We start from the raw sequence: 21,686 nt of genomic DNA on the forward strand, positions 1-21,686 counted from the left end.
ATGAAAATCTCGGGCTCGTTCCGAACCCTCGCCGGCGCTCAAATCTTCGCCAGCCTCAGATCCGTCGTCTCGACCGCGAGAAAGCACGGCTGCAACATCCTCCAGATCCTAACCGCCACCCCAGCTCAGATCGTCCAAGCCTTCGCCGCGTAAAAGGCGGCTTGGGAGTTACGGGCGACCCACCCAAGCCCGGGGCTGGCGGAGCGCCGTCGTGGAAAGCGCAAGGCGAAGCCATCCATGCGCGGGGCGATGGCTTCGGCCCCCGGGCTCTTCGACGGTTGCGCCTCGCAGGGGCGGGGCTGGCGGTGACGAGGAAGTCATGCGTGGGCTTCGATCGATCTTTCGACAAGGTTACCATGAATTCTGAAAAATGGAAATGAAATGCCGTTCCTGCCGATTTCAGCCATGGCGGCAGGTGTCCCGCTCCCTTCTCCGCGAAGCGGGGAAGGTGGCCGAAGGCCGGATGGGGTGTGGAAAGCAGCGCGCTTCTCGTCGAAAGGTCGCGGCGCCGGATGCGCAATCCGCCCATCCGTCGCCTTCGGCTTCCCCGCTTCGCGGAGAAGGAGGGCGCGCACCATGAAGCGCGCGGTGATCGAGGCGAAGCGCAAGCTCGTGGCCGTAAACGAACGGAGACAATCCCTCCTCCACCAGGTCGCGCAAAGCGCGCTCGCCCCTTCTCCGCGAAGCGGGGAAGGCGGCCGAAGGGCCGGGTGGGCGGTCCGCCGGCGCGACGCTGGTTGCACGACCGCCGCCGTTTACCCGCCGCCGTCGGCGTCCTGCTTTCCGCACCCCATCCGGCCCTTCGGGCCACCTTCCCCGGCCGAGCCGGGGAAGGGGCGCGCGCTCACGATGAGCGAGGCGCCGGACGCTCTGCACCCCCCTTCTCCGCGAAGCGGGGAAGGTGGCCGAAGGCCGGATGGGGTGTGGAAAGCAGCACGCCTCTGGGTGAAGGGTCGCGGCGTCGGATGTGCAATCCGCCCAGCGTCGCCTCCGACGACACCTTCCCCACTTCGCGGAGAAGGGGGGGCGCGCGCCATGAAGCGCGCGGTGATCGAGGCGAAGCGCAAGCTCGTGGCCTCAAACGAACTGAGACAAACCCTCTTCCACCAGGTCGCGCGAAGCGCGCTCGCCCCTTCTCCGCGAAGCGGCCAAGGCGGCCGAAGGCCGGATGGGCGGTCCGCCGACGCGACGCTGGTTGCACGACCGTCGCCGTTTACCCGCCGCCGTCGGCGTCCTGCTTTCCGCACCCCATCCGGCCCTTCGGGCCACCTTCCCCGGCCGAGCCGGGGAAGGGGCGCGCGCTCACGGACGAGCGAGGCGCACTCTGCGCTCCCCTTCTCCGCGAAGCGGGGAAGGTGGCCGAAGGGCCGGATGGGCGGTCCGCCGAAGCGACGCTGGTTGCACGACCGCCGCCGTTTACCCGCCGCCGTCGGCGTCCTGCTTTCCGCACCCCATCCGGCCCTTCGGGCCACCTTCCCCGGCCGAGCCGGGGAAGGGGCGCGCGCTCACGATGAGCGAGGCGCCGGACGCTCTGCGCCCCCCTTCTCCGCGAAGCGGGGAAGGTGGCCGAAGGCCGGATGGGGTGCGGAAAGCAGCGCGCTTCCCGTCGAAAGGTCGCGGCGCCGGATGTGCAATCCGCCCAGCGTCGAGGCGGCGGCCCACACCCCATCCGTCGCCTTCGGCGACACCTTCCCCGCTTCGCGGAGAAGGGGGCGCGCGCGCCATGAACGAGGCGGAAACCCGCGCGTCGGGCCTCAAGGCTCGCGCAAGGCCTCTCGGATGCGCTCGACGACGATCGGCAGTCCTCCGATGACGATGTCGTCGGAAAATCGCAGGACACGAAACCCCGTTCGCCGCAGCCAGGCGTCCCTTTCGTCATCCCTGACTTTTGCGTCCGCCGTTTCGTGTGTGCGGCCATCCGCTTCGACGATGAGCTTTCGTGCGAGGCAGACGAAATCCGCGAAATAGGGTCCGATCGGCGTCTGCCTGCGAAAGCCGAATCCGTCGACCTGATGATTGCGCAATGCCCGCCAAAGCATGGTCTCCGCCTTCGTCATGGTCTGACGCTGCGTCCGGGCGAACTTGCGTGAGGACTGACGAAAACGCGGCGGTTCTTCCATATTGCAAATGTCGCATGAGCCGGCTGGTTGCGCAAAGCGCGCCCACCCCTTCTCCGCGAAGCGGGGAAGGCGGCAGAAGGCCGGATGGGGTGTGGAAAGCAGCGCGCCGGCCGTTTGGACGTTCGCTGCGCCGTTCATGCCAGGCGCCTCGGTCGATGCAGCGGCCCGCACCCCATCCGGCGCCTCGCGCCACCTTCCCCAGCAAGAGCTGGGGAAGGAAGAGCAAGCCAGCGCCGCTCACGCCGCCTGCGCCTGGCGCAGAGCGTTGATCTGTATGAAAATCGCATCGGGATCGACGCCCGGACGCTTGTCGGGCGCGAGGTCGAGGGCCATCAGCGAAATCTTCCGCATCAATCCATCGAGCGTCGGATCGTCGGCGGCCGCCGGAATGTCGGCGCTGCTGCCGCTCCAGACCTCGGTCTCGGAATCCCAGCTCGCCGCAACGGTGAAAACGATCGGTTTGGCCATCTCCGATCCGACGCCCTGGCGGCGCCGCGTTCGAGCCGGCTGAAACGCCGCAGCGCCCATGACGCGCCCGGTCAGGTCGGCGCGATCCGGCACGCCTTCGTCGGCTCTCAGCCCGATCGCGCGCGCCGAGCGCTCCCGCTCGAGCCGGCGCTTCTTCGCCCTCGACACGGACGCGAGCTGCCAGACGCCGAACGCCAGCAGGACGGCGAAGGGGAACAGCATCAGGACGAAAGCGATGCTCGGGTCCATCGCGTCAGGCCTGAAGGCGGTCGGCGCGGTGGAGACGCTCGAAGGTCTGCAATGTGCCGATGAACTGGTCGCGCCAGTCGAGCACCGCCCGGGACGGCGGCTTCGGCGCCGGGCGGCCGTTGGCGACGGCGTCGAGCAGGAAGTCGCCGCAGGGGGCGGCCGGCACGGCGGGGCCGGGGGCGAGGCGGCGCGAGTCGAGAGTCGCGCGGCCGAGCAGTTCGAGCTTGCGCCGGCCCGAGACCCGCGCCCGCGCGCTCACCGAATCGAAGCCGTTGCGCGCGACCTCGGCCCCGATCTCGGCGTAGATCAGCGCCGCGGCCAGGATCGCCGGCCGGCAGTTCGCCGGCAGGAGCGCGACGCCGCTGCGCGCCCGATCGTAGAGCCCACGCGCCTCGTCGAGCAGCCGCGCGGTCAGCGCGAGAACCCTGGGATCGGGGCGCGGGTCGGCGAGCCACGCGGCGGCGTCGACGCCGGCCTCGCGCAACCATTGCCGCGGCAGGTAGATGCGGCCCATGCGGGCGTCCTCGCCGACGTCGCGGGCGATGTTGGTCAGTTGCATCGCGACGCCGAGGTCGTTGGCGCGCGCCAGCGCTTCCGTCGAACGCACGCCCATCAGCACCGTCATCATCACCCCGACCGCGCCCGCGACCCGGGCGGCGTAGTCGAACAGTTCGTCCAGCGTCTCGTACGTCCGGCCCTCGGCGTCCCAGGCCAGACCCTCGAGCAGCGCCTCGGGCAGCGCGGTCGGCATCCGGGTGCGGCGGAAGAGATCGGCCATCGCGCGGTCGGCGGCGAAGGGCAGGGGGCGGCCCTGGGCGGCGCGGGCGAGCCGCTCGCGCAGGCGGACGACGGCGTCCTTGGAGCCGCCGCTGAGGTCGACCGCGTCGTCGGACAGCCGGCAGAAGGCGTAGAGCGCGAAGGCGCGCTGGCGGACGTCGGCGGGCAACAGGCGCGAGGCGGCGTAGAACGACTTCGAGCCCTGACGGATCGCGTCGCGGCAGGCGCGATGGTCGCTCCGGCTCGCCAGATCAAACGAAAACTGAGGCATGCGGAACGACCTTGTCGAGTATCTTCGCCGAGGACAGAACGCCCGGCAGCCCGGCCCCCGGATGGGTGCCGGCGCCGACCAGATAGAGATTGCGCACGTCTTCGCTTCGGTTGTGCGGGCGGAACCATGCGCTCTGGGTGAGGATCGCCTCGAGCCCGAAGCCCGCGCCGTGCAGCGCATTGAGACGGGTCTGGAAATCGAGCGGCGTCGCCATGCGCGAGGTGACGATCGCGCTCGCCAGGCCGGGCATCACGCTCGCCTCGAGCGCCTGCTCGATCCGCTTGCGATAGGGCTCGGCCTCGGCCCGCCAGTCCTGCCCGCCGAGCAGGTTGGGCACGGGGGAGAGGGCGTAGAACGTGTCGCAGCCGTCCGGCGCCAGCGAGGGGTCGACGGCAGTCGGCCGGTACAGGTAGAGGCTGAAGTCCTCGGCGAGGATCTTGCGCGCGAAGATGTCGTTGACGAGCGGGCGATAGCGCGGCCCGAGCAGGATGGTGTGAAGCGGGAGCGACTCGTAGCGCCGGTCGACGCCGAAGTACCAGACGAACAGGCCCATCGAATAGCGCTGGCGGTCGAGCTTGCGGTCGGTCCATTTGTGGCGCGCGGCGGCCGGCACCAGCTTCTTGTAGGTCCAGGCCGAATCGGCGTTGGAGACGACGATGCGGGCGGCGATCGTCTCGCCCGAGGCGAGCCGCACCCCGGTCGCGGCGCCGTTTTCGACCAGAATCTGCTCGACCTCGGCGTTGCAGCGGATCTCGCCGCCCGCGCCGTCGATCAGGTCGGCGAGGCCGCGAACCAGCGCGCCCATGCCGCCCATGGCGTAGTGCACGCCCATCCGCTCCATGAGCGACGTGATCATGCAGTAGATCGAACTCGACTTGAACGGGTTGCCGCCGATCAGCAGCGGATGGAAGCTGAACGCCGTGCGCAGCCGCTCGTCCCGGAAGTATTTCGAGATGACGGCGTAGACGCTTCGGTAGCCTTCGAGCCGCAGCAGGTCGGGGGCGACCCGCGCCATGTCGAGGATCGAATTGAACGGAACGTCGGCGAGGCCCTCGAAGCCGATGCGGTAGATCTCCTCGCTGCGCTTGACGAAGGCGTCGAACCCGGCGACGTCGCCGGCGCGGAACTTCGCCACCTCGGCGCGCATGGCGGCGGGGTCCTCGCATTCGCGGAACACCGAGCCGTCGGGGAAGACGATGTCGTAGAACGGCGACACGCTTCTCAGGTCGATGTCGTCCTGCATCCGCCGGCCGACCAGCGCCCACAGCTCCTCGAACAGGAACGGCGCGGTGACGATCGTCGGGCCGGGATCGAAGGTGAAGCCGTCCTGGGTGAAGGCGGCGGCGCGGCCGCCGGGAGCGCCGAGCTTCTCCAGCACCGTGACGCGATAGCCGCGGGCGATCAGCCGGATCGCCGCGGCGAGGCCGCCGAATCCGCTGCCGATGACCACGGCGCGGGGCCCTGTCTCGGCCCCGGTCTTCGCCCGCGGAGGTTCGGTGTCTGTCAACATGACTTGACAGCCTATGGCGTCAACCCGGCGCGATCAAGGGGTCTCTCGCCTCGGCTTGCGGCGACGTTGCGTCGCAGGCTTCGGCGCCGCGATCACGCCGCAGCGGACGGCCTCGGCGAGGATCAGCTCGCAGACTTCCTCGGGCTTCTCCTCGTGCGCGAGGTGGCCGGCGTGCCGGATGGTCGCGACCTCGGCGTCGGGCATGGCGCGCGCCAGCGGCGGGGCGTCGGCGGGCGACACCGCCTTGTCGTTCTCGGCGACGACGAACAGGGTCCGCGTTCCGAGCCGCGCCAGGTCCCGGCTCATGCGGCTCAGGTCCCAGTTCGCCATCATGCCGATCGCGCCCGCGACATGGGCGGCGTTGCCGAACAGGCGGGCGTAGAGGTCGATTCCGTGGCGGTCGATCGCCGATCCGGTGCCGCGCAACAGGTCCTCGACCCCCTTGCGGTCGGCGGCCCAGGAAAACACCCGCGGCGCGAACGGATTGAGGAACAGGAGCTTGGCGATCGTGGGAAACAGGAAGGCGGCCGCGCCGCCGAACGGCAGGAAGGCGCCGTTGAGGCTGACGAGCAGCGCCGGGTCGATCGCCCCGTCGAGGCAGAGGCGAACGAGGATCGCCGCGCCGGCCGAGTGGCCGACGACCACCTGCGGGCGGAATTCGAGCGTCTTCACGAGCGCCGCGAGCGCGCGCGCGATGCCCGGCAGCGACAGGTCCGGCGAGCGGGTCGAGCGGGTGAAGCCGTGGCCGGGCAGGTCGGGCGCGACCACGTCGAAGCGCTGGGCGAGGAGCGGCATGAGGCCTGCGAACGAGTGGGTCGCGGCGCCGGTGCCGTGGATCAAGAGCAGTTGCGGCCCCTCGCCCATGCGCTGCACGTGCCAGCGGTAGCCCCGGGTCTCGACGAAGGCGCTCGCCTGCCGGTTCGGCCAGTCGCGGCCGTCGCGGTCGAAATCGAGCGGCTCCGGCCCGAAGAGCATGGCCCTATCCCTGGAGGCGCTGCGCGGACAGGCGCACCGCCGCGTTGACCCGCGCCGAATCGGCGATCGGCAGCTTGATGTAGTCCGCGCCCATCGCCTCGGCGATCTTGAGGGTCTGGGCCGAATCGCGCAGCCGCGACGGCGGCGAGGTGTCGATCGCGAGCGCCGCCACCCGGGCGGCGAACAGCTTCCGGCTCGCGTCGAGCGCGTCCTCGAACGCCTTCGGCCTTCCGCCCTCGCCGTCGCGGCCGACATTGGCGTTTCCGTCGGTCATCAGCACGATGAACGGCGTCTGGCCGGTGCGGCGGACCTGGGTCGCAAGCAGGGCCGCGACGTCGAGCCCGCGCGCGAGCGGCGTGCCGCCCCCGCCCGGCAGCCCCGCGAGCCGGCGCCGCGCCCGCGCCGTCGACCGGGTCGGCGGCAGGACGACCTCCGCGTCCTTGCCGCGGAACGCGACCAGCGCCACCGAATCGCGCCGCACGTAACAGTCGGCGAGCAGGAGCTCGATCGCTCCCTTGACCTCGGCCAGCCGATGCATCGCCAGCGAGCCGGAGGCGTCGACGACGAAGATCGTGGTCGCGCCGCGCTTCTCGTGATGCAGGACGATGCGCAAATCGTCGGGCGAGACGTGGATGCGCCGCGCGTCGCCGGGGCCCGCCTCGCGCCGGCGCAGCGGCTGCCAGGGGGCGGCGGCGCGCAGCGTCGCCACCAGCGCGATCCGCCCCTCGCGCGGATGGCCGGGCCGGGTTCCGATCGGGCGGCCGCGCCGGGTCGAGATCTGGCTGTCGCCGGCCTTGCCCTGGACCGCGGCGCGCGCCCGCGCGCCGGCGCCGGCCTTGAGGCGCGCCAGCAGTTCGAGCGGGATGGCGGCCTCGGCGGCGTCGAGCACGACGTCCTCGAGCTGCTGGATTTCCTGCTCCTCGGGGGGCGGCGGATCGTCTTCCGGATTGTCTGGCGGGGGCTCGTCGTCCTCATCGTCCGCGCCGGGCAGGCGGGTGGCGCGGTGGGCGAGGCAAAGGGCGGCGGCGAGCGAAATGTGGCGCCGGCCGATCGCGTCCTCGCCTTCGAGCGCGGCGAGCGCGCGCGCGCAGCGCAGCGCATAGATCGGCGCGCGCAGCGACGCGATCCCGAGCGAGGCTGCGACGCCGACCAGCGCCTTCATCGCCGCCTCGTCCTCGGGCATGGCGTCGAAGCGGGCGCGCGCTTCCGTGCGCGCCCCGGGGTCCTGATCGTCCGCCCCGTCGTCGGCGTCCCGGATCGCGATGGCGTCGAGGTCGACGAAATAGGCGCTGCGCTCGATCAGGATCGGCGGCGGCGCCTCCTCGTCGTCGGCGCCCTCGTCGAGCGCGACATAGCCGACGCGGGCGGGCGAGGTCATCGACATCCCGTCGCGTTCGAGAGCGATCTCGCCCTCGTCGAGCGCGGCCGCGATCCGCGCCGCGACGCCGGCCGGCAGGCGCTCGGCCATGGCGATGACGAGCACGCCGCCGTCGGTCTCGGCGATCAGGCCCTTTTCCGCCACCGGCCGGCCGGCCTTGAGGGTCGCGGGGATGTCGAGCCCGCCGATCAGCCGGTCGTCGGCGATGGAGGCGGGAATGCGGCGGAACGGCGCTGCGCGGGGCAGGGCGGCGGCGAGGCGCCGGAGCCAGGCGTCGCGCACCGGGCCGGGGCGGCCGCGCACCACGATGCCGCAGCCGACCGGCGCGAGCGCGAAGGCCTCCGCCGCGAGAACCGCGCGCTCCCAGGGGGAGAGCTCCGGACCGCCGCCGGGGTTCATCCCAGCACCTCCTCGACGGCGCGCTGGACCCGGGCGCTCGACCCGGTCTCGTCGAGCGGGTTGCGGCGCAGGCGGTGGCTCAGCGCCATCGGCGCGATGCGCTTGAGCTGCTGCTCGTGGATCTCGTGCTTCTTGTCGAGGCTGGCCAGCGCGCGGGCGGCGCGGATCAGCGTCAGCTCGCCGCGCAGCCCGTCCGAGCCGAGCTTGAGACAGAGGCGGGTCGCGCTCTCGACGATCGCGTCGGGCGTCGCGACCGAGGCGAGATGGGCGCGCGCGGCGACGATGCGGGCGCACAGCTTCTTTTCCGCCGGCGCCCATTGCTCGAGGAAGGCGTCGGGATCGCGATCGTAGGCGTCGCGGCGCTTGACCACCTCGATCCGGCTCGGCACGTCCTGCGGCGTGCGCACCTCGACCGCGAGGCCGAACCGGTCGAGCAGCTGCGGCCTCAGTTCGCCTTCTTCCGGGTTGCCGCTGCCGATCAACACGAAGCGGGCCGGGTGACGCACGCTCAGGCCCTCGCGCTCGACCACGTTGATGCCGGAGGCCGCGACGTCGAGCAGGAGGTCGACCAGATGGTCCTCGAGCAGGTTGCACTCGTCGATGTAGAGGAATCCGCGGTTGGCCTGGGCGAGCAGGCCCGGCTGGAAGCTCTTCTCTCCGTGCGCCAGCGCGCGCTCGAGGTTGAGCGCGCCGACCACGCGGTCCTCCGTCGCCCCGAGCGGCAGGTCGACCACCGGTGCGGGCTTCAGGGTCGCTTTCGGCTTCTTGCCGCCCTCGTCGCCGCAGGCCCGGCAGAGCCCCGCCGTCGACGACGGCTCGCAATTGTAGGGGCAACCCTCGACCGCCTTGATCTTGGGCAAGAGCGCCGCCAGCGCGCGCACCGCGGTCGATTTGCCGGTTCCCCGGTCGCCGAACGCCAGAATTCCACCGATGCTCGGGTCGACGGCGGCGATCAAGAAGGCCAGCTTCATCTCGTCCTGGCCGACGATCGCAGAAAACGGGTAAGGCTGTCGCATAACGGGTCCAAAGGCATGCGGCGCGTCGGCGGCCCGCGTCCGGCCTTCGCGCCGGCAAGTCCTCGGCGCCGGCGCCCGAAACATCCGCGTTGAGTGTCGGCGCTATGGAACCCGCTGTCGTCGCCCTGTCAACGCATCTTGTCATACGGGGCAAAAATGATGATCCGGCGGCGGATCCAGGAGGCGGGCTCGCGCGTAGCATTCCCGACGCAAACGAAGTGCGCGGATCGAACCGGAAGGACATTCCATGCGACGTTTTGCCTCGATCGCCATCGCCGCCCTCGCGATCGGCGCAGCCGCCGTCGGCGCCTCGGTCAAGGCCGCCGATGAGCCGCCCTATACAGTCGTGCTCAGCGACGGCGATTTCCAGATTCGCGACTATCCGGCGCTGACGATCGCCGAGGTGACGGTGCGCGCCCCGCGCAACGAGGCGGGCAACGCGGGTTTTCGCAAGCTCGCAGGCTACATTTTCGGCGGCAACGCCGAGAAGCGGAAGATCGCAATGACGGCGCCGGTGATCGAGGCCAGCGCCGGCGGCGCCGACGACAAGGGCCGGGCGCGCGAGGCGTGGACGATCCGGTTCGTGATGCCGCAGGGCCTGACGCTCGACCGGCTGCCGAAGGCGGACGATCCGGACATCCGGATGCACGAGACGCCGGCGACCCGCTACGCGGCGCTGCGCTATTCCGGGCTCGCGGGCGACGACACGGTCGCGGCCAGGACGCGCGACCTGCAGGCGATCCTCAAGGCCCGCAATCTCGAGCCGACCGGCGCGCCGCTGCTCGCCTTCTACGACCCGCCGTGGACGCCGTGGTTCATGCGCCGCAACGAGATCCTGATCCCGATCCGGTGAGGGGCGCGCCGTGGGTCGCCTCCGTCCCCTGCTTCAAGGGCGCGCCGAAGCCGATCACGGTGCGGCAGGCGATCAGCGTCGGCCGGTCGCTGTCCTTGGCTTGCGCGAGCGCCGCCGGGTCGTGGCCGTCGACCGCGAGCGTCCGCCAGCCGGCCCCTCCCGTGCTATCGGCGCAGCAGGCCACGCTTGCCGAACAGGGGCGCTCTCAGCGCAAAGGCTTCTTCGCGGTAGTAGCGCGCGATGCGCTCGACCTTTTCGCGCGCGCCGAACACGAGCGGCGTCCGGACATGGATCGATCGCGGCTCGACGTCGAGGAGCCTCTGGTAGCCGTCGATCGCCGCGCCGCCGGCCTGCTCGACCAGAAAGGCGACGGGGTTCGCCTGGGTGAGCAGACCGAGGCGCCCCCGCTCGTAACCCTCGCGAGCGTCGGCCGGGTAGAGATAGACGCCGCCACGGATCAGGATCCGGTAGGCCTCGGCGACCATCGCGCCGACCCAGCGCAGGGTGAAATCCTCTCCGCGCGGACCGTCCTCGCCTTCGAGGAGATCCGCGACATAGGCCTGGACCGGGTCCGGCCAGTGCCGGGTATTGGCGCAATTGATGGCGAATTCGCTCGATTCCGCCGGGATGGCCAGGCGGGACGCGACGATCCGCCAGGTCTCGGTTTCCGGATCGAGCGCCGCGACCGCAACGCCGCGGCCGACCGTGAAGGCGAAGGCGACGTGGAGGCCGTAGACGACGATCCCGGCCGCGCGCTGGGCCGTCCCGGGCTGAAGGAAATGCGCCGCGTCGAACGGTCCCGGCGGCGCGTCCAGCACGGAAAAGACGGTTCCGACCGTGACGTTGGCGTCGATGTTGGACGAGCCGTCGAGCGGGTCGAGCGCGACCAGCAGCGTCCCGTCGGCGTCGACGGCGACCGGCTCCTGGCGTTCCTCGGACACGACGCCGCGAACGCCGGCGCCGCGCAATCCCGCGACGAACGCCTCGTGGGCGAAGGCGTCGAGCGCCTTTGCGGCGACACTGTCCCCGCAGGACCCGGCGTCGCCGTGCAGCCCGCCGTCGAACGCGCCGCGGCGGATGCGCCGCGCCGCCACGATCGAGGCCGCCGCCAGGGCCGCGAGCGCGCGCGCCACGTCCGGGCTCGCGTTCCGGTCCAGGAACGCGGTCAGGTCGTCGCCGGCTGCGGGCAAATCGTTCACGAGCGCCTCCTGGCGTCGCCCGACGCCGACCGATCGGCGTTGCGCGCGAGCGCCATACGGGGTTGTGCGCCGCAAGAGAAACTGATTTATTTTTCGGGTGGTCTTCAGAGGGTCTGAATGCCCGGCGGATCGCCGGCCCGTTCGCTGGCCTGGCGGCGCGCGACCCGCGACGGGGCGGTCGCAGAGCCGTCGTGCTGTGACGAAGGGTCGCACGGGGCGCGGACGAAGGCGGCTGCGCGCCTCGCCCGCGACAGAAGGTCGCTTGACTTCCGTGTCATCGGATCTTTACGCTCGATCTCGTCAAGCAGGCGGACAACGACGCCTTTGCGTGAGAAGCCGACGGCTGACGATGTCGCTCGCGCCTTCCCCATCCGACAGCCGCGCGACGGGGCGAGCGCACGCGGCGACGGCCGTCGTCGGGCCGAACGCGGCGATCCAGCTGATCGGCGTGCTACGGGCCCGGACCGACCCGGAGACCCTCCGGCGCATTCTGGCGGCGGCGGGCGTTCCCGAATGGGAGGCGAGGCCGCCCGATCGGATGGTCGACGAGCGGCCGGTGGCGGCGCTGCATCGCGCGACCCGCGCTGGCCTCGATGCCGAGCCGGGCAAGGCGATCCTGACCGAGGCCGGTTCGCGCACCGGCGACTACATTCTGGCGAACCGGATTCCCGCTGCGGCCCGCGCGGTCCTGAAGCCGCTGCCGTCGTGGCTGTCCTCGCGCCTGCTCGCCCGCGCCATCGCGACTCACGCCTGGACCTTCGTCGGGTCGGGTCGGTTCCGGTGCGACCGCGGCGACGGCCTGGCGTTCGAGATTGCGATGAACCCGTTCTGCGCCGGGGAATCGTCGGCCGATCCGGTCTGCGTCTGGCATGCCGCGGTGTTCCGGCGCCTTTTCGACGCCCTGGTGTCCCGGAACACGCGTGTGGTCGAAACCCACTGCTGCGCGCGGGGAGACCCGTGTTGCCGCTTCGCGTTGAGTGGAATCGGCAAATGAAGTCCGACGACACAGTGATCCTGGTCGACGAAGGCGATCGCCAGATCGGCCTCGCGCCGAAGCTCGCCGCCCATCTCGACGGCGCGCGCCACCGGGCGATCTCGGTCTGCATCGTCGACAGCGGGGGCCGGATGCTGTTGCAGCGCCGCGCGCCGGAAAAATATCACTCCGGCGGCCTGTGGACAAATGCCTGCTGCACCCATCCGCGCCCGGGCGAGCGCACCGACCAGAGCGCGCGGCGCCGGCTCAGGGAGGAACTGGGAATCGCCTGCCCCTTGCGATTCGTCGCGAGAATCCATTATCGCGCCGAGGTCGGCGGCGGCCTCGTCGAGGACGAGATCGTTCATCTCTTCGTCGGCGACTACGACGGCGAGGCCAGTCCCGACCCGCGGGAGGTGGCGGACGTCGCGTGGCGGAGCTACGAGGACCTGATCGACGATATTGCGGCGAAACCGGACGCGTACACGTATTGGTTCCGGTATTACATGACGCATTTCGGCCGCAAGCTGTTCACAGCGCCGCTTTCGGCCGCTTGAGCCAAGAAAAGCTGGACTTTCGTATGACAGTTGCGTTAACGATCGGGCGCGTTCCCGGCAAATGGCGCGCAGGCGCGGCACGAAACGGCGCAGAAGAGGCGTTTGTTCCAGGGTCGGCCCGCACGCGTTCAGGCGGGGGCAGCCCGAATGGACCCTGATGAGCGAGCCCGCGCAGTTTCCCCCTGACATCACCCTCGCAGTGGATGGGGAAGGCGTCATCCGGACGGCTGTCTCCGCGGAAGCGCTCGCCGACGAACAACTCGATCAGTGGCGGGGCATGCTGTGGACGGACACCGTTCCGCCCGAGGCGGCGGCGCAGGTGGCGAGGGCCGTCGAATCGGCCCGGCGCGAAGGGGAATCCTCCTGCTTCACCCTGAACCAGCGGTTGCCGAGCGGCAGGGAGTTGTTGCTCGAGTATACCACCGTCAAGCTGGGCGACCGGGCCGGCTTCGTCGCGATCGGCAAGAACGTCCAGGACGTGTCCGACCTCAAGGCGAGACTGGCGTCGGTCCAGAGGGATCGCGAGCACGACTATTGGAAACTGCGCGAAATCGAGACCCGGTACCGCGCCCTGCTCGACGCCTCCTCGGAAGCGGTCGCGCTGGTGCGCGTCGACACTCTGAGGGTGGTGGAGGCCAACGCCGCAGCTTCGAAGTCGCTGGGGCTGTTTCCCGGGGCGGTGTTCCTGCCCGATCTGGCCGACGGCGACCGCAAGGCGCTCCATGGCCTGCTGGCGACGGCGAGAATGAACGGGCGGGCGCCGAGCATCGTTCTTCATCTCCTCGACAGCGGCAAGTTGAGTTTGCGCGCCTCCATGCTGACCAGCGAGGCCGGGACCTTCTACCTGTTCCAGATGGCGCCGCTCGACGAAGAGGGCGTGGCCAGCCACGCCGCGGACACGAGGTCGGCGTCGTTTTCGCTGGAGACCTTCGTCTGGCGCCTGCCGGAGGGTTTCGCCATACTCGATCGCGACGGCGTCGTTCGGTTCGCCAACCTGACGTTCCTCGACATGGTTCAGGCGGGCGTGGAGAGCGCGGTCATCGGAAAGAACGCCGGGAATTGGTTCAACAGGCCGGGAACCGGATTGCGGATGATCCTGAACCTCGTCGCGCAGCATGGCGTCGTGCGATCCTTGCGGACCACGCTGGAGAGCGATCTCGGCCTGCGCTCGGAGGTGGAAATCTCCGCGGTCGGCGACCGCATCGATCGTCCGCGCTTCTTCGGTTTGATCGTGCGCGACGCAATGTCGCGCCCGAAGGGCCGCGAGGGCGAGTTCGTCAGCCTGGCGCCCGGGCCGGCGGGGTTCGCAACGTCGCTCGAGACCGCGGTCCGGTCCTCGGTCGAGGCGGTGGAGCGCCAGCGCCTGGTCGACGCGCTCGCGCAATGCGCGGGAAATCGCACGGCCGCTGCGAGAAGTCTCGGAATCAGCCGGCAGAGCCTGTACACGAAGCTGAAGAAGTACGGGCTGGATCAACATTAGGGCAGTCCTTCGCCGCCGGAGAATGCTCTTGACTGTCGACCGACACGAATCGCCGGCCTTCGGTTCCGCCAACCTCTCGAATTGCGAGCGGGAGCAGATCCATCTGGCGGGATCGATCCAGCCCTACGGCGCCCTGATCGTCCTTCGCGCGCCGGACCACGTCATCGTGCAGGAGAGCGAGAACGCCGCGAGCTTTCTCGGCTTCGGCCGAAAGTTGCGCGGGCTGTCGGCGCGGGCGCTCGGCGGCGCGCTCGCCGACCGCATCCTCGACGGTCCGCCGATCAGCGCCAGGAGCATTCCGGTCGCGGTCGCCTGCACGGTCGGACCGAAGAAGCTGTCCTGCACCGCCCTCATCCATCGCGCCCCGAGCGGCGAACTCGTGATCGAATTCGAACGGAGCGGCGAAACCGCGCCCTCGCCCCTCGATCTCCAGCAACTCGTTCCCGAACTCGTTTCGGCCGCGAGCCTCCAGTCGCTGTGCGACGAAGCGGCGCACATCTTTCGCAGGATCACCGGCTACGACCGGGTGATGATCTACCGTTTCGACGAGGAGGGACACGGAGAGGTCTTCGCCGAGACCCGCAAGCCGGACCTCGAAGCGTTCCTCGGCAACCGCTATCCGGCGTCGGACATTCCGCAGATCGCGCGCAAGCTGTACGAGCGCAATCGCGTGCGGCTGCTGGCGGACGTCGATTACCGGCCGTCGCCGATCGTTCCGCGGCTGTCGCCGGCGACGGGCGCGGATCTCGACATGTCGCTGTGCTTCCTGCGCAGCGTCTCCCCGATCCACATTCAGTATCTCCGGAACATGGGCGTCGCCGCGACCCTGGTCGTCTCGCTGATGGTCAGCGGCAAGCTGTGGGGTCTGATCTCCTGTCACCACTACTCTTCGCGCAGTCTGAATCTCGAGATGCGATCGGTCTGCGAACTGCTGGCCGAGGTGATCGGAACGCGGATCGCGGCGCTGGAGAGCTTCATGCGCGGGCGGGGCGAACTCGCCGCCCGCCGTCTCGAGCAGCGCATGACGGAGTGGATCGCGCGTGACGGCGACTGGAGAGGCGCGCTCTTCGACCAGAGCCGGCCGTTGCTGCTGCCGCTGGGCGCGACCGGCGCGGCGCTCCTGTTCGAGGGCGAGATCCAGACGACCGGCGAGGTGCCGTCGACCGAAGCCATCCGCGAGATCGCGCGCTGGTTGCGGCCGCAGCTCGTGCAGGGCGTGTTCGCGACGGCCAGCTTCGGCATGCTGGAGCCGGAGTTCGCCGCGCTCTCCCCGATCGCGAGCGGGCTGCTGGCGGTCGCCATCTCGAACCAGAGCGACGATATCCTGATCTGGTTCCGGCCCGAGCGGGTGCGCACCGTCACCTGGGGCGGCGATCCCTCGAAGCCGGTTTCGGACGGGGACGACCCGTCCGAGCTGTCTCCGCGCCGCTCGTTCGCGCAATGGCACCAGATCGTGAAGGGCACCTCCGACGCCTGGACGGCCGGCGACATCCGGGCGGCGGGCCTGATCCGGACCAGCATCAGCGACGTCGTGGTGCAGTTTCGCGCGGTCCGGATCCTCATCGCGCAGGATCAGCTCGACCAGGTGTCGCGCAAGGTTCGCCACTCGGACCAGCAGGTTCTCGTCGCCGACGCCGCCGGGCGCGTCATCGAAAGCAACGCCAGTTTCGCCGCGTGGCTCGGCGTCGAGCGCGGCGTCCTGCGCCGGATCGACGATCTGCCGCGTTTTCTCGATGACCCGGAGCACGCGAGGCTGCGACTGGCCGCGCTGGTCGAGGAGAACCGGCCGTGGCGAGGCGAGGCGACGATCGTCAGGCCGCAGGGCGGCTCGATTCCGGTGCTCGTGCGCGCCGATCCGGTGTTCGTCGCCGGGGAACGCGTGTCCGGGTTCGTGATCCTGTTCGCCGATCTCTCGGACAGCAAGGCCGCGCATTCCGCTCGCCGGCACTTCCAGGAGGACATCCTGCGCAACCAGCGGCAGTTCCTGACGGTGGCGGCCGGGCAGGACGTCGCGGTCCAGCGCCTGATGTCGTCGGTGATCGAGAACGCGCAACTGGCGGCGCTGGAAATCACCGAGGGCACCGAGGTCTCCGAGGTGCCCGGCCTGCTCGATTCCGTGGGCGTCTCGGTGACGCGGACGGTCGAGGTCCTCGAACAGATCGTTCAATCGAATCTCAAGTTGAACTCGAGCGAGTGAAGCGAGCGCCGACGCAAGCCGCCTGTCACGGGCGCTGGCGGGCTTGCGTCGGCGAGATGGAAGGCTTCCCGGCGCTTTCCCCGGCGCGATGCGCGGCCAGCCGCCTTCGGCGCGCACACGCTCCGAAGACCGCCCGCCGCCGCCTTCCCCAATGCGGGCGCGCGCGAGCGCGGCCCCGGTGGGGCGGAGACGCCGCCCGTCGCGCAGAGCTCCGCCGGGAAGGAATGGCGGCATGCCCCAGAGCGGCGGCCGCGTCGCCAGCGACGCTCCGACATCCGCCCGGTTTCAGAGGGACGGCGCGCCGGCGCGCCGCCCGTCACATCATAGCGGTCTGACGCATCAGGAGATGCGAGGCGAGGAACGGCGCTGTCGGGGCGTCGAAGCCGGCCGCCTCCGCGCCGATGCGCAGCGCGAGTTCGGGCTGCTCGACCAGGGCGCGCCCGCCGGCCATGAAGGCGACGTGGCGATTGAGGGACGCGCTGCGAATGGTCGCGACGGTTCTCGCCGCCAGCTCGACCCGCGCTTCGGCGCTGACCGTGACGCCGACGACCCCGAACCATTCCCTGGCTGCGGTTCTGGCGTTGTGCTCCGCCGGCGCCTGCTCTTCCACGGTGACGTCCCAGCCGGCCGCCTCCAACACCTTGGCGACGATGCGAATGCCGAGAAGATGCGTTTCGCCGGGAAGGGAGACCAGCAGAACCTTTCGTCGCGCGTCCGCGGCCGACAGGGGTTCAGGCGTCGCCAATCGGTCCATGAACGCCTGCAGGCGACCCACCCCGACCGTCACCTCGAAGAAATCGCAGATGTCCTGCTCCCAGAATTCGCCCAGGAGCCTGGCCGCCGGGGCCACGAAATAGGCGAGCAGGGTTGCGTAAGCGTGGTGTTGGGCGCACACTTTCTCGAAGTGAGCCGCCGTCGCCGCCTCGTCGTTCCCGATCACGAGACGCGCGAGGCGCTCGATGTCCTCGCGGGCGGGCCGGCTCTCCGGCGGCGCGACCGCAATGGACTCGTGATGGAACTGAAACAGCCTCGGACCGATGTCCGTTTCGACAATGTCCTTCAGCGCCGGCTTCGCGTCGCGCGCCCGCGAAACTGGACGGGAATGCGCCGGCGCCGTCCGGGCGAACGGCGCAAAACACACGTCCGACAGGTCCTGGAATATCCCTCCGCCAGCCGTCATGACAACCCTTCCTCGAGCCGTTTGAGGCTTCGTTGCTATTATTGAAGGCGAACGGGGGAGGTTTGTAAAGGCGGGTTGACGGGCAACCTCTATGTCAAGACAATTTGACGCACCACGCCCAACCCGCCCCGGCTGCGGCCCTCCGACATTCGCGGAAGAATCTCAAGCACTTTCGCGACGATGGCGCGAGCGTTCAACCCGGCCGTTTCGTATTGCGCCTCCGGCTTGTCGTGGTCGAGGAACCGGTCGGGCAGCGTCATGGCGCGAACGCGCAGGCCGCGGTCGAGCGCTCCCGTCTCGGCGAGGTGGCCGAGCACCTTCGACCCGAAGCCGCCCTGCGCGCCCTCCTCGACGGTGAGAAGGAGCTCGTGCTCGTTCGCGAGGCGGTCGATCAGCGCCGTGTCGATCGGCTTGGCGAAGCGCGCGTCGGCGACCGTCGTCGACAGGCCGCGACTCGTCAGGTCGTCCGCCGCCTTGAGGCATTCCGCCAGCCGCGTGCCCAGCGACAGCAGCGCGACGCGGCCGCCCTCGCGCACGATCCGGCCGCGGCCGATGTCGAGCGGCGCGCCGCGTTCCGGCAGCGCCACGCCGACCCCTTCGCCGCGCGGGTATCGGAACGCGATCGGGCCTTCGTCGAAGGCGACCGCGGTCGCGATCATGTGCGTCAGTTCGGCTTCGTCCGCCGGCGCCATGAGAACGATCTTGGGCAGGCAGCCGAGATAGGCGAGGTCGTAGGCGCCCGCATGCGTCGGTCCGTCGGCGCCGACCAGTCCGGCGCGATCGATCGCGAACCGGACCGGGAGCTTCTGCAGCACCACGTCGTGCATGATCTGGTCGTAGGCGCGCTGCAGGAAACTCGAATAGATCGCGCAGAACGGCTTGAGGCCTTCCGCTGCGAGGCCCGCCGAAAACGTCACCGCATGCTGTTCGGCGATGCCGACGTCGAAGGTCCGCTCCGGGAAGCTCCTGGCGAAAATGTCGAGGCCGGTCCCCGCCGGCATGGCCGCCGTGACCGCGACGATCCGGTTGTCGTCGCGCGCTTCGCGGACGAGGGTTTCCCCGAACACTTTGGTGTAGGCGGGCGCGGTCGCCTTGGGCTTGAACTGCGTTCCGCTCACAATATCGAAGGCGTTGACGCCGTGGAGCTTGTCGGGGGCGGCTTCCGCAGGGCCGTAGCCCTTGCCCTTGCGGGTGACGACATGCACGAGAATCGGGCCCAGTTCGGAGGCCTTGACGTTCTCGAGCACCGGCAGCAGGTGGCTGAGATTGTGGCCGTCGATCGGACCGACGTAATAGAACCCGAGCTGCTCGAACAGCGTGCCGCCGGTGAAGAAGCCGCGCGCCATCTCTTCCGCGCGCCGCGCGTGCTCGAAGATCGCCCGCGGCATCTTGCGGGCGATCTGCTTGCCGCTCTCCCGCAAGCCGCGGTAGGTCTTGCCCGAGAGGAGCCGCGACAGATACGCGGAGAGCGCGCCGACCGGCGGCGCGATCGACATGTCGTTGTCGTTCAGCACCACGATCAGGCGCGAATCCATCGCCCCGGCGTTGTTCATGGCCTCGTAGGCCATGCCCGCCGACATTGCGCCGTCGCCGATCACTGCGATCACGTTGTGCGCCTTCTCGGTGTAGTCGCGCGCCACCGCCATGCCGAGCGCCGCGGAAATGGAGGTCGACGAATGCCCGGCGCCGAAGGGATCGTACTCGCTCTCCTCGCGCTTGGTGAACCCGGACAGGCCGCCCTTCTGACGAAGGGTGCGGATCCGGTCGCGCCGGCCGGTGAGGATCTTGTGCGGATAGGCCTGATGGCCGACGTCCCAGATCAGCCGGTCGCGCGGCGTGTCGAAGACGTAGTGCAGCGCGACGGTCAGTTCGACCACGCCGAGCCCGGCGCCGAGATGGCCTCCGGTGACGGAGACGGCGTTGATCATCTCGTGACGCACCTCCTCCGCCAGAGACGGCAGATCGGACTTGTCCAGGCGGCGCAAGTCCTCGGTCGAGGCGATCTTATCGAGAAGCGGCGTACGGTTGTCAGACACGAGACCTCTCCGGAGACAGAGCGGAAGACGAAGAAAGGGGGCGAGCGGCGGCGCAGGAATCGGGACCGCGCCAGCGCAGCGCGACGTCGACGACATTGGCGAGGAGCGCGGCCAGCAGCCAGAGCGCGACGACGGCGAACGGCGCGTCGCCGATCGCGGCCCGCAGCGCCATCAGCAGGGCGGCGCCGGCCGCGCAGTTGGCGATCGAGGAGGCGCTCGACGGGCCGCGGCCGAACAGCCGCCGCGCCGCCACGAGCCCGATCGCCTCGAGCGCCACCAGCGCGACGATCGCGTCGATCAGGAGACCGGCGTCCGGATATCCGCCCATCGCGGCTACTTTCGCGGCGTCGCGGCGGCGTCGGATCCGAAAGGCCGGTTCAACACGACGACGCGCCAGTTGAGCCAGCCCGCGTAGGTCACCCAGAGCAGATAGGGCAGGATCAGCCAGCCGGCGAGCGGCGTGATCCAGAACATCAGGATCACCAGCGGCACGATCGACAGCCAGAACGGAACCCACTCGATCAGCGCCCAGTCGGGGCGTTGCAGCGTGAAGAAGAGCGGGCTCCACAGGACGTTCAGCACGCCGTTGATGGCGAACAGCCAGATCATGGTCGTCCGGTCTTCGGCGTCGGCGGCGCCCCAGCCGATCACCGCGCTCGCGGCGATGAACACGTAGATCGTGGTCCAGCCGGGCCCGAACGCCCAGTCCGGGGGCTTCAGGCGCGGGAACTTCAGGGCCTTGTACCAGGGACCGACGTTGGTCGCGGCGGCGCCGGCGAAGGCGAGGACCGCCACACAGGCAATCACGACCGCAATGACGGGCCAGCGTTCGGCAAGGGTTTGGATCATGGCGGGACGAGCCTGAAGAGGTGGGCGAGGTCTTTGAAGAAGACCTTGACGTGCGCCAGCGGGTCGCGGCGCACCAGCTTCTTGTTCATGTAGGATTCCCACGTCAGGCGCTGCACATCCTTGTCGCGGCACATGCTGACGAACCGCTCCCGACGCTTGTCGTTGACGTACCAGAATCGCTGCATGAGTCCGAGAATCCAGAACACCCGGCCGTGTTCCTTCATGAACCGCTTGCGCGCGAGCCTGAGCGCGCGGGCGTCGCCGGTGGCGATCGCCTGCTCGGCCGCTTCCGCCGCGAGACGGCCGCCGAGCATGGCGTAGTAGATGCCTTCGCCCGAGGCCGGCGCCACGACCCCGGCGGCGTCGCCGGCGAGCACCACGTCGCGGCCGTTGTCCCAGCGGGGCAGGGGCTTGAGCGGAATCGGAGCGCCTTCGCTGCGGATCGTGCGCAGGGCGTCGAGCCCGGTTTCGGCGCGCAGCGCCTGCACTGACCCCTTCAGCGAGAAGCCCTTGTGCGCGGTGCCGGAGCCGACGCTCATCGTGGAGCCGTGCGGGAAGATCCAGGCGTAGAAGTCCGGCGAGAGCGTTCCGCGGTAGTAGATCTCGCAGCGGTTGTCCGGGGCGCCGGTGGCCGCGTCGACCGGCGCCTCGACGATCTCGTGATAGGCGAACACGAATTTGCCGCGCTTGGAATTGCGGACCTCGTCGCGCGCGACCGCCGAATTGGCGCCGTCGGCGCCGATGACGATCCTGCCCTTCAGCGTCCCGGCCGCGCCGGCCGCGTCCTTGGCGGCGAAATGGACGACCGGCAGGCCGTCCGCGCCTCGGGAAAGCGTCTCGAACCGGCCGGTGAAACGCTTCGCCCCCGAGCGCTCGGCGCGATCGCGCAGCCATTCGTCGAACTCTTCCCGGTCCACCATGCCGACGAATCCGCCGTCGATCGGCATGTCGACGCTGACGCCCTTCGGCGACACCATCGTGGCGAGGGACACGCGCGCCTTGAGCAGGTGGGCGGGGATGTCGAAATCGCGGATGAGGCGGGGCGGGATCGCGCCGCCGCAGGGTTTGATGCGCCCCGCCCGGTCGAGCAGCGCCACCTTCAGTCCGCGCGTCGCCAGGTCGGTGGCCGCCGTCGCGCCGGAGGGCCCGCCGCCAACCACGATCACGTCGAAGATCTCATCGTTTGCCATGACGGCGAG

19 protein-coding genes are annotated in these 21,686 nt (G+C 69.9%); 5 read left to right on the forward strand and 14 right to left on the reverse strand.

Features of this window, described 5'->3' with window-relative positions:
- Positions 1-1,754: 1,754 nt before the first annotated feature.
- From DFR50_RS15025 to bchI, 7 genes are all read right to left on the reverse strand, one after another.
- The gene (locus DFR50_RS15025; RefSeq protein WP_113890099.1) at positions 1,755-2,258 is read right to left on the reverse strand and encodes an endonuclease domain-containing protein; all 504 of its coding nucleotides are present in this window, start codon (positions 2,256-2,258) and stop codon (positions 1,755-1,757) included.
- Positions 2,259-2,357: 99 nt separating this feature from the next.
- Positions 2,358-2,837: a DUF1902 domain-containing protein gene (locus DFR50_RS32990; RefSeq protein ID WP_245427801.1), complete on the reverse strand. Its 480-nt coding sequence runs from the start codon at positions 2,835-2,837 to the stop codon at positions 2,358-2,360.
- 4 nt (positions 2,838-2,841) lie between these two features.
- Positions 2,842-3,885 carry a phytoene/squalene synthase family protein gene (locus DFR50_RS15035; RefSeq protein ID WP_113890100.1) on the reverse strand — a complete coding sequence of 348 codons (1,044 nt, stop codon included), beginning with the start codon at positions 3,883-3,885 and terminating at the stop codon, positions 2,842-2,844.
- On the reverse strand, positions 3,866-5,395 hold the full coding sequence (locus DFR50_RS15040; RefSeq protein WP_113890101.1) for a phytoene desaturase: 1,530 nt from the start codon (positions 5,393-5,395) through the stop codon (positions 3,866-3,868). The genes DFR50_RS15035 and DFR50_RS15040 overlap by 20 nt, the downstream gene beginning before the upstream one ends.
- Positions 5,396-5,428: 33 nt before the next feature.
- Positions 5,429-6,370 (reverse strand): alpha/beta fold hydrolase BchO, encoded by a 942-nt coding sequence (bchO, locus tag DFR50_RS15045; protein WP_113890102.1) that lies wholly within the window; start codon positions 6,368-6,370, stop codon positions 5,429-5,431.
- Between the two features lie 4 nt (positions 6,371-6,374).
- Positions 6,375-8,147, reverse strand: coding sequence for a magnesium chelatase subunit D (locus DFR50_RS15050; protein WP_113890103.1), 1,773 nt, complete (start codon positions 8,145-8,147; stop codon positions 6,375-6,377).
- A complete protein-coding gene (gene bchI / locus DFR50_RS15055) occupies positions 8,144-9,163 on the reverse strand; it encodes a magnesium chelatase ATPase subunit I (RefSeq protein ID WP_113890104.1) in 1,020 nt (339 codons plus the stop codon). The genes DFR50_RS15050 and bchI overlap by 4 nt, the downstream gene beginning before the upstream one ends.
- Before the next feature lie 247 nt (positions 9,164-9,410).
- On the opposite strand from bchI, the gene DFR50_RS15060 reads away from it, so the two are divergent.
- Positions 9,411-10,016, forward strand: a complete 606-nt coding sequence (locus DFR50_RS15060; protein WP_113890105.1) for an SOUL family heme-binding protein — start codon at positions 9,411-9,413, stop codon at positions 10,014-10,016.
- Here DFR50_RS15060 and DFR50_RS15065 read toward each other — a convergent pair.
- Both DFR50_RS15065 and DFR50_RS15070 read right to left on the reverse strand, forming a co-directional pair.
- Positions 9,979-10,200 carry a hypothetical protein gene (locus DFR50_RS15065; protein ID WP_113890106.1) on the reverse strand — a complete coding sequence of 74 codons (222 nt, stop codon included), beginning with the start codon at positions 10,198-10,200 and terminating at the stop codon, positions 9,979-9,981. The genes DFR50_RS15060 and DFR50_RS15065 overlap by 38 nt on opposite strands.
- The gene (locus DFR50_RS15070; RefSeq protein ID WP_245427803.1) at positions 10,181-11,215 is read right to left on the reverse strand and encodes a class 1 fructose-bisphosphatase; all 1,035 of its coding nucleotides are present in this window, start codon (positions 11,213-11,215) and stop codon (positions 10,181-10,183) included. Before DFR50_RS15070 ends, DFR50_RS15065 begins: the two co-directional genes overlap by 20 nt.
- Before the next feature lie 328 nt (positions 11,216-11,543).
- On the opposite strand from DFR50_RS15070, the gene bchJ reads away from it, so the two are divergent.
- The 4 genes from bchJ to DFR50_RS15090 all read left to right on the forward strand — a co-directional run bounded on the left by bchJ (position 11,544) and on the right by DFR50_RS15090 (position 16,422).
- Complete coding sequence (gene bchJ / locus DFR50_RS15075) at positions 11,544-12,209, forward strand: bacteriochlorophyll 4-vinyl reductase (RefSeq protein ID WP_210208910.1); 666 nt, start codon at positions 11,544-11,546, stop codon at positions 12,207-12,209.
- On the forward strand, positions 12,206-12,745 hold the full coding sequence (gene idi, locus DFR50_RS15080; RefSeq protein ID WP_113890108.1) for an isopentenyl-diphosphate Delta-isomerase: 540 nt from the start codon (positions 12,206-12,208) through the stop codon (positions 12,743-12,745). The genes bchJ and idi overlap by 4 nt, the downstream gene beginning before the upstream one ends.
- Positions 12,746-12,902: 157 nt before the next feature.
- Entirely contained in the window at positions 12,903-14,225 is a 1,323-nt protein-coding gene (gene ppsR / locus DFR50_RS15085; protein ID WP_170153228.1) for a transcriptional regulator PpsR, read from the forward strand.
- Between the two features lie 28 nt (positions 14,226-14,253).
- A complete protein-coding gene (locus DFR50_RS15090; protein WP_245427805.1) occupies positions 14,254-16,422 on the forward strand; it encodes a GAF domain-containing protein in 2,169 nt (722 codons plus the stop codon).
- Positions 16,423-16,738: 316 nt separating this feature from the next.
- On the opposite strand, the gene DFR50_RS15095 is transcribed toward DFR50_RS15090, so the two are convergent.
- From DFR50_RS15095 to DFR50_RS15115, 5 genes are all read right to left on the reverse strand, one after another.
- A complete protein-coding gene (locus tag DFR50_RS15095; protein WP_113890111.1) occupies positions 16,739-17,602 on the reverse strand; it encodes a cobalamin B12-binding domain-containing protein in 864 nt (287 codons plus the stop codon).
- An 89-nt stretch (positions 17,603-17,691) separates the two neighbouring features.
- Positions 17,692-19,638 (reverse strand): 1-deoxy-D-xylulose-5-phosphate synthase, encoded by a 1,947-nt coding sequence (gene dxs, locus DFR50_RS15100; protein ID WP_245427807.1) that lies wholly within the window; start codon positions 19,636-19,638, stop codon positions 17,692-17,694.
- A complete protein-coding gene (locus tag DFR50_RS15105; RefSeq protein ID WP_113890113.1) occupies positions 19,631-19,966 on the reverse strand; it encodes a hypothetical protein in 336 nt (111 codons plus the stop codon). The genes dxs and DFR50_RS15105 overlap by 8 nt, the downstream gene beginning before the upstream one ends.
- A 5-nt stretch (positions 19,967-19,971) precedes the next feature.
- On the reverse strand, positions 19,972-20,487 hold the full coding sequence (locus DFR50_RS15110; protein ID WP_113890114.1) for a TspO/MBR family protein: 516 nt from the start codon (positions 20,485-20,487) through the stop codon (positions 19,972-19,974).
- A complete protein-coding gene (locus tag DFR50_RS15115) occupies positions 20,484-21,677 on the reverse strand; it encodes a geranylgeranyl diphosphate reductase (protein WP_113890115.1) in 1,194 nt (397 codons plus the stop codon). Before DFR50_RS15115 ends, DFR50_RS15110 begins: the two co-directional genes overlap by 4 nt.
- Positions 21,678-21,686 lie beyond the last annotated feature (9 nt).

Source organism: Roseiarcus fermentans (assembly GCF_003315135.1).
Classification (GTDB): Bacteria; Pseudomonadota; Alphaproteobacteria; order Rhizobiales; family Beijerinckiaceae; genus Roseiarcus; species Roseiarcus fermentans.